Raw genomic sequence first — 12,194 nt, 5'->3', positions numbered from 1 at the left:
ATTCAACTGTAAAAATGAAAAAAAATTCATTTTTTTTAATTTATTTACTAAATAACCCTAAAAAGAGTAAGGATTGCTCGTTTTTTGTTATTTAGGAGGGTCCTTATTATCTGGTCTGATGAGTTTGGGTATGATATAAATTCAGCAAACAACACCAAAAGGACATTATTTGTGCACTTTGAACAATTATTACAACAAGCAGCCCTAGCAAGTAAAAAAACGGACCAAGAAACCAATACTATGCAGTTTCCTGCTAATTGGTGCCAAGGTCGAACTGCTTTTGGCGGACTCTCAGCGGCGCTTCTTTATCAAGCAATGCGCAATAACGTTGATTCATCAAGACGACTGCTTTCTTTAAGTACAAACTTTGTCGGCCCATTATTGGCTGAAAAGCCATTTTCTTTGTCGGTAGAAATATTACGTGAAGGAAAAAGCAGTACCCAAGTGCTCGCCAAAGCTATTCAAGATGACGCAGTATGCGTTATTGTGCAGGCCTGTTTTGCTAAAAACCGTAATTCATCAATTAATGTACCGGTATCAAAGTCTTTAACCTTGCACCCTGTGAACGAACGTCACTGTTTAGGATTTGTTCCTGGGCAAATGCCAGAGTTTTTTCAACATGTTGATTTATGCCCTCAACAAGGAGCCATGCCGTTTAGCAGTGCTGAAACCTCTCATTTAGGTGGTTGGATGCGCTTTAAACATACGCCAGAAGCAATTACAGAAGCCCATGTTATTGCCCTTACTGACGCATGGCCGCCAACCTTGCTGCAAATGTTTAAACAACCAGCACCGGCAAGTAGTATGTCGTGGTATTTAGAATTTGTACAAGCGCCTAACTTAGCGCCGGGTGAATGGTTAGGCTTTGAAGCAATCACTCATCATTCAAAAGATGGCTACGGACTTGAAGATGGCTGTATTTGGTCGCAATCGGGCGAGCTTATTGCGCTCACCCGCCAAACCGTGGCTTTATTTGATTAACAATTAAAAACGAGTGAAGTCGCGCTGGGTATATTGTTTATCTAAATTAAGCATTATGGTGCGATATTCACCGCTTTGAATTATGTTAGCTAAGCCTTTGTCAAAACGGCTTCTGAGGCCATCATCGTTAAAATACGCAGGCATTTCAGAAAACGGGAAAATAGTATGGATAACATAATCTTGAGTCGTATGGTTTTTTTGATACTCTTTTAAATAGTAAAAAAATATGCGCCTATCAATAATGATTGTATCGACCCACCCTGCCATTAAATGATGTATTTGCGCCTGTTGATTAAGTACTTCTTCGTACCCTCCTAAACTATGCAAATTATTACCAAACTCCTGAGGTAAAAAAGCAGGTGCATTTTGAAAGGCAAGTACGCTTTTTGTTGCAAGCTGGTACACCGAATCAATTGTAAAATTTTTCCTTTTAAGGCTTACCACCACATTTTCATAGTTAATAACAGATTCACTTTTATAAACACCCGCAATTAAATTGCCGGTGTAGTTTAATGCAATGTCTATACTGCCCTGAACCAAAGAGCTGTCGCTACGCTGATTTGCCATATAATGAACCTTAATATCATTGATTTTTTGGTCGCGTAGCGCTGCCTTAACAATTTCAATTTGAATGCCTGAATCGTTATAGCTAATAACGTAGGGTGAAATAGTAGGATTAGCGGCTACATGAATGGTTGATGACGCTTGGTCTTTAGCAAAAGCTAATGCAGCAGAACTTAGTCCAAAAAGCATAAAAAATAAAATGACTTTCACTTGCATCCCTCAGTTAAATTAATTTAAGTCATACGCTACTTTTTTAATATAAATAATAAGTAATTTTTACCTTAGTATTTGTATTTAAATCGCAAATATTGCACACTTTATTGTATTGATTTAATTATAAGCTAACATTTTGCAAACTGCCTGCCCAAGCTGTGATCTTATCATTGATATTCCCGACATTAATGCCAAACAGGTTGCGGTGTGTCCTCGCTGTAACCACAAAATTCGCGGTGTTAATATTAATCATGACACCGAAATTGTCGCGTTGAGCTTCAGCGCACTGCTGATGTTACTCAGCAGTATGTTTTATCCGTTTATTTCTTTTAGTAGCAATGGTATTACCCAAACAATTACCCTACCTGACGCTGCTCGCATTCTATTTAATTATGATAGTGACCTGCTCGGCCTGTTTATTGATATCAGCATTATTATTCTGCCTATGAGTTTGCTCATTATATTGATCCCTTTACATTTAGGGGTACTCAAAGCGCTGCCACAAGCGCTCGCCAGAAGGCTATTAAAGTTTACCTTAACCCTTGAGCCTTGGATCATGTCAGAAATCTTTTTGATTGGTGTTTTGGTCAGTATGGTAAAAATAATGTCATTGGCTGAGGTTAGTTTTGGTACCAGCTTTTTTGCCTATGTGGGATTTGTAATTTTTTATGTTAGTGCGTTAACACGGCTAAATCGTGCAAGGTTGTGGTCGCAGGTAAGTCCGGCAACTCGGCTTCAAAGTAGTGCAGGCGCAGAACGTGCAATAGACGATAATATAAAAGCCTGCCATGTTTGCCACCAGTTGAGCGTTGACCTAATCTGCCCTCGTTGCCATAGTAAAACCTACTTAAGAAACCCCTACAGCGTTCAAAAAGCAGCAGCTTGGCTAGTTACCTCTGTAATTTGTTATATTCCCGCGAATTTACTGCCCATTATGTACACTATCAGCCTTGGGGATGAAACCCCTGCCACGCTTATTTCTGGTGTTATTACCTTATGGAATAGCGGCTCGTACCCTATTGCGCTGATTATATTTTTTGCAAGTGTGGTAGTGCCATTAGCGAAAGCGCTCATTTTAAGTTTTTTATGTTTTATGGTTACAAAACCTGCCAACCTGCATACAAAAGGTTACACAAAAGTGTATCAACTTACTGAATTTATAGGAAAATGGTCTATGATTGATGTGTTTGTTGTGGCTATATTAGTTGCATTAGTGCAGCTAGGAAATTTGATGTCGGTTATACCGGGTTTAGGCATCGTCTTTTTTACTGTTATGGTATTATGCCAAATGATGGCAGCACACGCATTTGACCCTCGTTTACTGTGGGATTCACCTAAAAATAAAAACGCAGAGAATAAAGCATGACTAAAACAGCCAACGTAGCACAAAAAACACGTATTTCTGCGATTTGGATTATTCCCGTGGTTGCCTTATTGGTAGGTATTTGGATGCTTTATCAGTACCAATTAAATAAAGGGCAAACAATCTATATTTCTATGCCGCAAGCCGAGGGCATTGTTGCCGGTAAAACAGAAATTAAAGTACGCAGTGTTAAAATAGGACAAATTGATCACGTACGCCTCTCCAACAGTCAAGACAGCGTGATAGCCAGAGCACAAATAGATAAAAACTACGATAACTTGCTAACTGAAGATGCCCGTATTTGGGTGGTAAAACCTCGCATAGATGAAACTGGCATTAGTGGCATGAGCACTTTGCTCTCAGGCGTTTATTTAGAGTTTTCGCCAGGCGAAAGTAAACAACTAAAGAAGCAGTTTAAACTTCAAGAAGAGCCTGCATTAATAGGCAAAGATGTTCAAGGTGGGCGTTTTAAGTTGCTCAGTTACAATGCAGAAGTACTCGATGTGAGTACTGGCATATTTTTTAAAAACTATAAAGTAGGCCAAATAGAAACCGCTACTTTTGATTGGAAAAACCAAGCAATGCAATACGGTATTTTTATTAAAGCCCCCTATGAGAACTTGATCACCTTAAACTCTATTTTTTGGGTTAACTCAGGTATAGAAATAGATCTTTCCGCAGATGGTATCAACATTAACACTGGTTCTTTAAGCAAATTATTGAAAGGGGGGATCTCTGTCGGACTACCTGAGCAGCAGGCTCCTGGCGATTTAGCGCAAGACGGCCATAGCTTTTCTTTAAGCCAAAGTTACAAACAAGCTCTAGAAGAGCGCTTTTATGATTTTGATTATTACCTTATTGAATTTGAACAATCTATTCGAGGATTACGTGTAGGTGCCCCAGTAGAGTATCGCGGTACTCGCGTAGGTACTGTAGTTGAAGCACCAGCCAATGTAATTATAGATGGTAAGCCCGCCCATTTTCGCGCTAAAAACACTGCGGTTCCGGTATTAATAAAAGTCGAATATGGACGTCTTTACCACATCACCTCAGTAGCAAAAGAATATTGGAAAACAAGCGTTAATGAATGGATTGAAAATGGCATGAGAGCATCGCTTAAACCGGGGAATTTACTCACTGGTGCAGTGTACGTCGACTTTGACTTTTATACAGACACTCCTAAAAGCAAGCTTAAAAAGCTTGCTCAATACGATGTGTTCCCGAGTGTATCTAGTGGTATAACGGTGCTTGCTGACCAAGTGTCTGATGTACTGAATAAGGTAAATAATTTAAAAATTGAAGACAGCTTGGCGAAAATGCAAACAACTTTCAGCGAGTATCAAGCGTTGGCCAGTGAAATGCGCACATTATTAAGTAAACCTGACACCCAAAATTTACCCGGTGACTTTAATCGTAATCTCGAAAAAATAACCAAAAGCATGGAGCAATTTGAAATAACCATGCGGCAGTTTGATAAAACCATGGCAAGCTATCAAGCAGGCTCACAAATGCACCACCAGCTTGAACAAACACTGCTGCAAATTAAGCGTTTATCTGAAGAATTCCAACCACTTACTCGTGGTTTAAACGAACAACCTAACATGCTCATTTTTGATAAGTCACTGCCTAGCGACCCGCAACCAAGGAAACAATAATGAAAGCACTATTTTTAATTTTAGCTGGTTTGATTATAAGTGGTTGTAGCTCGGCTATTCAAACTGCAACTCAATATTACCAATTTGAACAACCCATAACTGACTCTTCGCGAAATGTGCAAGATACAAAAGCACAACTCAGGGTGCACACAGTTACCTTAAGCGGGGCATTGAATAACCGGGGTATTGCGATGAAAGTAGATAATAATCAAGTTCATGCTGCTAATTATCATTTGTGGGGCGAATCGCCGGATGTAATGCTTACAACAACTGCGCAACAAACATTATTTAATGCCATGAGCAACTGGATGGTTATAAAAGGGTTGCCAGTCATCACCGACCAACAACAACAAATATTTTATGAACTAGAATATGAATTACATCACTTTAACGGCGATCTGCAAGGTAACGCAGATATCTCAGGGCTATGGCGTTTGTATTATACCCACCCAGAATCAGGCAGACGTTTACTAAGCATTCATAACTTCTCAAATGTGACGCCAATAGATGACGATGGCTACGATTCATTAGTCGCTACCCTTGAAAAAATGTGGCTAGAGATAAATTCAAATGTGGCAAACACAATTGAAAAAACAAGACTCAATCATAAATAAATACTTTGATGGCGGTTTTATCAGCATTGATGACTGCCTTACCCACCTCAGTAAAACCTAGTTTATATAGTACATTTTGAGACCCTAAATTAGCCGTTGAAGTAATTGCGCATACATCTTTTATACCTAATTTATGTCTGTTATTTAAAAGTATTGTTGCCGCCTCAAAAATATAACCTTTTTTTTCAAAACTGTCTTTTAGCGCAAACCCCAAGTCGGGATATTGCATAGTCGCTCGCTGATAAAAACCTACAATACCAATGATTGTTTCATCATGGAGTGTGATGATATAAGGCCCAAAACCGTGCTCTTTATGGGCAGCTATAAAACTGTCTTTGATGTATTTTTTAGCGTCGTCTAGGGTATAAATACCTTTATCACCAATGTATTTAATAAAGTTGGCCTGGTTAACTAACTTAAGTAACTCAGCCGCGTCAGCTATTTGTGCAAAGCGAAGGTTCAGACGCTCTGTTGTATATGCAATATTCACAATGACTCCTGATAAAATTTTTCACGATCCAATATTTTTATTGACTGAAATAAAAAAGAAGATTATTTTTGCGCCGATGTTTTTAAAGGCACAACAATAGCGGCATGCATTCCTTGCTCCGTCTGGCGCCAAAGCCAACGCGTTTCACTCAAACTATTAATTTAACATAATTGTTTTAAGTGCCCTCCACGCGTGCAAAAGCAGTGACTTGGAAAATGATTTAACAACAAACTTATCATCTTCTTTGTTTTTGTATAAGCAATTTGCTTTTAATTTTGTGATCTTATAAATGCTTGAACCTTCTGCGTTAAGTTTGCTGCCGCCTGCGGTAGTGGTTGTATTGGCTGTGGTATTACGCCGTCCTATTTTATCGTTACTGGTTGGTGCTTTAGTTGGGCTGTTAATAGCCGATCCTAAACAAATACTCACCAGTTTTGCGAGTACCTCTTTAAAAGTAATGACAGACGAAACCATTGGTTGGCTTATTTTAGTGTGTGGTGGTTTTGGCGCGCTAATTGCGTTATTGGTGCGTACAGGAGGCGCTTCTGCATTTGGTACTTTGGCTTTAAAATATACGCGTGGCAAGCGCTCATCATTATTGATGACCTTTTGTTTAGGCTTGGTTATTTTTATTGATGACTACCTCAATGCGCTCACAGTGGGTGAAACCATGAAACGGATCACTGATAAATTTAAAGTAAGCCGTGAAATGCTCGCCTACGTGGTTGATTCAACAGCTGCGCCTATTTGTGTGTTAGTCCCTCTATCAACATGGGCTGTATTTTTTGGTGGCTTATTAGTTGATAACGGTATTGCAGAAGAAGGCCAAGGCATTGCCGTTTATATGCAGGCTATTCCTTACATGTTTTATGCATGGTTTGCGGTGCTGACTGTGGTGCTGGTTATTGCAGGTGTGATCCCTACTTTTGGCCCTATGAAAAAAGCAGAACAACTTGCGCTTACTCACGCTCCATCTTTAGAGCCTGCGCTTTATACTGAGGTACAAACGGCGGATGAATACGCAGTTAAAGCAGCAGAAGAACACTTTGAAGATGCTGATCCCAAAGGTAAGTTATATAACTTTTTATTGCCGATTATTTTGTTAGTGGCATTTACTGTTTACTTTGAAATAGACGTATACAAAGGCCTTTTAGCGACAATGGCTGTTACTTTATCATTTTACGCGTTACAAAAATTAATGAGCTTTAGCGAAATGATAGAGCGTATGCTGGATGGTTTTAAAAGTATGATCCCGGCAATTGGGACTGTAATAGCCGCCTTTATATTTAAAGACGTATGTGACTTGATTGGTTTACCACAATTTGTAATTGGCAGCTTAAGTCCATATATGACCGCTGGCTATTTACCCGCGGTGGTATTTGTTGCGATGTCGATATTAGCGTTTGCGACGGGGTCAAGTTGGGGTATTTTTGCGGTCTCAATCCCTATTGTTATGCCACTGGCAACCGCTGTTGATGCAAATATTCCATTGGTGATTGGCGCATTACTCTCAGCGTCTTCATTTGGCAGCCAAGCCTGTTTTTACTCTGACTCTACCGTGCTGGCAGCTCAAGGCTCAGGATGTAATTTAATCAGTCATGCCGTGACTCAATTACCTTATACACTCATTGCTGCAGCTTTAGCCATCATTGGCTTTTTACTAATGGCTTAAAGTGAGTATTTAATTAAAGTCATACTTAGCCAAAAATATAGCACCGTTAAAACAAAACCCAGTCAACAGTGACTGGGTTTTTGGTTTTAAAGTAATTTCAACTTACTTTTGCAATTTTATATCGCTGTAGTAGGCATCTAAACTCGTCACTTTAGTTTGGTTTGGTAAATCAGCAAACTCGCTATCACTAAACTTAGTGCCGCGTAGCTGCACATTTAAACGAGCTGCTTTTGGATTTAACATTGTTTGCTGGTAGTAATCTTTAATATCAGCAAGTGTGACTTTTTCCACCTCTGCAATTAATTTTTGTTTTGAATCAAAATCAAAGTTTTCACGGTACCAATCGTTAATAAGCGGGCTCATTTCATCACTTAAATTCTTGGGCTGCTCTTTTAACGATACCAAGGTTGCATTTTTAAGCTGTGAAAATGTTTCTTCACTCATGGCATTAAGCTCTAAAGCGTACTCTTTTTTGAACTTATCAAAGCGTACTTGAATGTCTTTTGGCCCTTTCACCGGTGTTTGGATAAATAAACCAATACCAGAGTAATCTTCAATAGGACGCGCTAATGCGCCTACTGCATAGGCAAGTTGCTCTTCAGTACGCATTTTATCAAACGCGATTGTTCTAAAGTGCCCTTGTAATACAGCTGCCTGTGCTTTTTGTTTGTAACCAGGTGTTGGGTGGATAGTCATATCGACCACCGCTACATCGGCTACATCAATATCTTTGTGTAATACACGCGCTTCACCTAGTTGCGGTAACCATGCTTTACTACGTGCAAACTCAGTTTGAGTATGGCTGCTTGGTAAAATAGCCGTTAACTCAGCAGCAATAGCATCAATGTCTTTTTGATTGTAATTACCGTAGCTAAATACACGTAAGTTATTATTCGCTAACGTGCTTTGCTTTAAGGTCTGTAAATCTGCAAGCGTTAGTGCTTTTGCAGCATTAATAAGCGCACCTGTATCAAAGCTACCAGTACGAGTTAGCTTAGAATACTCACCAAATGCTTGTGCATACGGGAACTGTTTTTGTTGATTTAGTAGATCACGTTGATAACGGTCAATCGCTTGATTAAACGCTTGTGCTGAAATTTCATCGTCAAACCCAGCTAACGCTTGTTTAAGTAAAATATCTTGTTTATCGGTAAAACCACTTAACGATAGCACCAATCCATTACTTGAGCTTAAATTAACGTTCATACCAGCAATGGCAGCTTCAGTTCGTAACTGACTTAATTGAGTGTTATACAGATCAGCCCAAACAGAATAAAGTACGGTTGAGTTAATATCATGCAAACCTGTTTGCGTGTTGATATACACCTCAACTAAACCTTTAGGCTGCTCTGCAAACTGCTGACTTGCTTGGCGCCAAATTTTTACGCCGTTTTTATCATAGCTAAGCTCAGGATGCTTCTGCTCTTTAAAAGCTTGCGTTTTAATAGCAAAACTCTCTGGTAGTAAATTGTTAACACTTGGTAAGGCTAAATTAAAATCACTTGGTTTTTCCCAGCTGGCAATTTCTGCATCGCTAATATCGTTAATTTTATATTTACCATCGTAAAAATGCAGCTCAGAATCTGTTTCTTCCTGTTGAGAAATATACCAGATGCGAAGTGTATCGGCATTAAGTTGCTTAAGTACATTGTTCACCGCATCAGCATCAAATTGAGCATAGTAGTACGGTGCGTTTATCGCATGATTTAACGGGTAATCTTGCATGCTTTGAGTCAACGCACTGACATAGTTAAACTCATCGCCCTTTTCTAAAAATTTGAACTGGTTATTTAACGACGTGCGAATTTCATTAAAGTACTTACTATTAACGCCCTCACGCTTAATCAAGTCAATGTATTGCATGATTGTCGCGACAATTGATTCGCGGTTTTTCATCCCCTCATCAGTCAGCTCTATGTTCACATTTAAAGAGCCATAGTTACCATACTGATTTGGAGAGGCAGACGCTGATAACTGAGATACCCAACCTTTATCACGTAATAATTGTGCTGGGCTACCTGGCATTTCATTACTAAGTAAATAGGCAACAAAGCGATTAGGTTTTACTGCAAATTCATTTTGGTTATTAGTAATTGTGAAATCGAGTTGTAGTTGTTTTACGTCTTCATTTGGTGAGTAAAAAACACGTTTACCACCGGCATTATCAAAATCTAAGCTAGCAGTAACACTTGGCTTTTCAATATTTTTATTTTCAATGTCAGCAAAGTATTTTTGTGCTTTTTTCTGCATTTCTGAAATTGGTAAGTTCGAAATCAGCGCCACTTTCATAATATTTGATGAGTAATATTTATTATAAAAATCAACTGTTTCTTTGTGTAATGAACTATCAGTTTTATCGCCTAGGGTTTCAAGGTTACCAATTAAGAATCGGTTAGCCGGATGCTCACCCATCATTTTACGTGCAAGTTTAAATTGGCCGAAAAAGTCCATTTCACGACGCATTGACCATTCAGCATTTACTGCGTTTTTTTCTTTTTCTGTGTATTCTGGGTAAAGCTTTGGGGCTTTGAAAAAGTCTGAAAAGCGGTCTAGCCCTTCATCAAACGCATCGTTATTAATTTTAAACATGTAGTTGGTAATATCGAGCCAAGTATAAGCATTGTGCGCGCCACCATTTTTAGTCATAAAATCAGAATACCCTTTGGTATCAGGATATCGTTCAGTGCCTAAAAACAGCATATGTTCTAGGTAATGCGCCATGCCTTGTTGGCTCATTGGGTCATGTAATAGACCTACACCTACACTTAATGAAGCGGCTGATTTTTCAGCGCTTGGATCAGAGACTAAAATCACTTCAATATCGTTAGCAAGTTTCAAGGTTTTGTATTCACGGTTATCGTTAGGACTAACAACCAGCGTTGGTGATAAAAGTGAGGTTTGTGATGATTGAGAAAGAGTGGCGGTATTCGAACAACCGCTTAATATTGCTAGTGCAATTGCACTTAAGCCGATGATGTGTTTCATTTTAGTTTTATCCGTTATCGTAGAATAGGGTATTAGCGTTTTAAAAAGACTAAATCAGCTATAAACTACCATTATCAATTAATACTATGCTACTAATTAGCACTTAATTATGTAACACATTGTGAATAACAATCGAATACTCAAAGAAAATAATAAGGTAAGTTATGGAAAAGATAATAATAATAGCCATGTTTGTGCAAGTAACACTTTCATTAGTTGTTATGGTGATTATGGGAAAACGTCGTTTTGCAGCGGCTAAAAATAAACAAATACAGTTAAGCGACTTTGCTGCTATGCGCCTCGATAATGCAGGCGATCATGTGAGGGTTGCTGATCGTAATTTTAGCAATCAATTTGAAATACCTGTGCTTTTTTATGCGGGATGTTTACTTGCTTTACAGCTTAATACGGCAAGTGTCAGTATTGCAGTACTTGCCTGTTTATTTGTAGCGACACGGATTATTCATAGCCTCATTCACCTTGGTAGTAATCATTTAAGAACCCGTTTTAGAGTATTTTTACTTGGTTGCCTATCTGTGTTTGTAATGTGGACTTTGCTAGTGCTGGGCATACTTTATAATTAAACAAAAATAACGGCGAATTTAGTCATTCGCCGTTATTTATTAAAGTTTACTTAGCACGTTTCAAACGAGGTACTACTAGTAATAGTGCACCTAATAACCATACCATACTGCCACTAGAGTCTGAACTTTGTGGTGGGGTAACTTCTACGTTATCAATTAATGTATTCTCTTTAGGTGTTAAGTTTTGTGCTGAATTAGGAGCATCACTAAGCACAACCACACTTTGAATTGATACCAAGTTTTCATTACTAATAACCACATTTTCATCTGAACATTGCGCTTGAGTAATACCAACTAATGGCACTTCTGAACAATGAACTAAGGCAGCAATTTTATCTAAGGTTTCTTGGCTTTGCGCTGTTATTTGTCCAAACACTGTAAACCCACCATTTTGTAAATCTAAGTTTTGGCTGTTATCACTCATATTAAAAAACCATTGGCTAGTAGCGCTATTTTCATTACCGCCCTGCTTTGCCATAGCAATTGTGCCTTTTACATTTGAGTAAACAGGTTCGTTTATTACCGCAGGCTTGGTTGTAATTGGATCCATTTTGTCAGAGAAAGTAAAGCCCCCTCCTTGAATGATAAACTTATCAATAGAGCGATGTATTACCGTTTGGTTGTATGCAGCATCATCAACATAACTTAGGAAGTTTTCTACTGTTTTAGGCGTTTGTTGATCGAACAAGTTAATTTCTATTGTTCCTTGGCTCGTTTGCATTTCGACTATGGTTGCTGTGCTTGAAAAACTGGCTGCAGCTAGAATTGACGCTAATATAAGCTTCTTCATTACTATTCCTATTTTTTATTGTCATTAGAATTAATATTTTATGCGTCATAGAATAGTGTGATTCATTTTATAAATCGATACATAAGTACTTAACGCTACAATTCATAGCAAAGTAATTACACTACAGTTACAACTGTTTACATTTTAATTTGAAACACGTTATGGATAATTAATTGTCTTAGTGCCTTGGTGTACATCACGATTACTCTTTTTAAATTAACTTTAAACCTAGCAAGGTACTTAAAAAGACCCTTATCAATCACTCTTTTTTTGTTATTATCAG

Annotated in this window: 10 protein-coding genes; 6 read left to right on the top strand and 4 right to left on the bottom strand. The window is 38.4% G+C overall.

Translation table 11 applies throughout. From position 1 onward, the window contains the following. Positions 1 to 171: 171 nt before the first annotated feature. Positions 172 to 981, top strand: a complete 810-nt coding sequence (locus BW139_RS11190; protein WP_076919708.1) for a thioesterase family protein — start codon at positions 172 to 174, stop codon at positions 979 to 981. Positions 982 to 984: 3 nt separating this feature from the next. On the opposite strand, the gene BW139_RS11185 is transcribed toward BW139_RS11190, so the two are convergent. After that, a complete protein-coding gene (locus tag BW139_RS11185; protein ID WP_240702038.1) occupies positions 985 to 1,755 on the bottom strand; it encodes an ABC transporter substrate-binding protein in 771 nt (256 codons plus the stop codon). Positions 1,756 to 1,894: 139 nt separating this feature from the next. Here BW139_RS11185 and BW139_RS11180 point away from each other — a divergent pair, with 139 nt between their 5' ends. The 3 genes from BW139_RS11180 to BW139_RS11170 are packed head-to-tail and all read left to right on the top strand — an operon-like array spanning position 1,895 to position 5,390. Then, positions 1,895 to 3,124, top strand: coding sequence for a paraquat-inducible protein A (locus BW139_RS11180; RefSeq protein WP_076919707.1), 1,230 nt, complete (start codon positions 1,895 to 1,897; stop codon positions 3,122 to 3,124). Continuing rightward, positions 3,121 to 4,776 carry an intermembrane transport protein PqiB gene (pqiB, locus tag BW139_RS11175; RefSeq protein ID WP_076919706.1) on the top strand — a complete coding sequence of 552 codons (1,656 nt, stop codon included), beginning with the start codon at positions 3,121 to 3,123 and terminating at the stop codon, positions 4,774 to 4,776. Before BW139_RS11180 ends, pqiB begins: the two co-directional genes overlap by 4 nt. Then, complete coding sequence (locus tag BW139_RS11170; protein ID WP_076919705.1) at positions 4,776 to 5,390, top strand: membrane integrity-associated transporter subunit PqiC; 615 nt, start codon at positions 4,776 to 4,778, stop codon at positions 5,388 to 5,390. The genes pqiB and BW139_RS11170 overlap by 1 nt, the downstream gene beginning before the upstream one ends. On the opposite strand, the gene BW139_RS11165 is transcribed toward BW139_RS11170, so the two are convergent. Beyond that, the gene (locus BW139_RS11165; protein ID WP_076919704.1) at positions 5,377 to 5,880 is read right to left on the bottom strand and encodes a GNAT family N-acetyltransferase; all 504 of its coding nucleotides are present in this window, start codon (positions 5,878 to 5,880) and stop codon (positions 5,377 to 5,379) included. The two genes, BW139_RS11170 and BW139_RS11165, sit on opposite strands and share 14 nt — an antisense overlap. A 289-nt stretch (positions 5,881 to 6,169) precedes the next feature. On the opposite strand from BW139_RS11165, the gene BW139_RS11160 reads away from it, so the two are divergent. Continuing rightward, positions 6,170 to 7,552: a Na+/H+ antiporter NhaC family protein gene (locus tag BW139_RS11160; protein ID WP_076919703.1), complete on the top strand. Its 1,383-nt coding sequence runs from the start codon at positions 6,170 to 6,172 to the stop codon at positions 7,550 to 7,552. A gap of 102 nt (positions 7,553 to 7,654) precedes the next feature. On the opposite strand, the gene BW139_RS11155 is transcribed toward BW139_RS11160, so the two are convergent. Further along, a complete protein-coding gene (locus BW139_RS11155; RefSeq protein ID WP_076919702.1) occupies positions 7,655 to 10,537 on the bottom strand; it encodes an insulinase family protein in 2,883 nt (960 codons plus the stop codon). Positions 10,538 to 10,701: 164 nt separating this feature from the next. Between BW139_RS11155 and BW139_RS11150 the strand changes: the two genes are divergently transcribed. Then, entirely contained in the window at positions 10,702 to 11,121 is a 420-nt protein-coding gene (locus BW139_RS11150; protein ID WP_076919701.1) for an MAPEG family protein, read from the top strand. Positions 11,122 to 11,167: 46 nt separating this feature from the next. Here the strand turns inward: BW139_RS11150 and BW139_RS11145 are convergent, their stop codons facing one another. Beyond that, complete coding sequence (locus BW139_RS11145; protein WP_076919700.1) at positions 11,168 to 11,911, bottom strand: peptidylprolyl isomerase; 744 nt, start codon at positions 11,909 to 11,911, stop codon at positions 11,168 to 11,170. Between the last annotated feature and the right edge of the window lie 283 nt (positions 11,912 to 12,194).

Origin of the sequence: Pseudoalteromonas sp. SK18, assembly GCF_001974855.1 — a bacterium.
Classification (GTDB): Bacteria; Pseudomonadota; Gammaproteobacteria; order Enterobacterales; family Alteromonadaceae; genus Pseudoalteromonas.
Note: the sequence above shows the minus strand (reverse complement) of the source record. Positions and strands in the feature narration are given on the sequence as shown.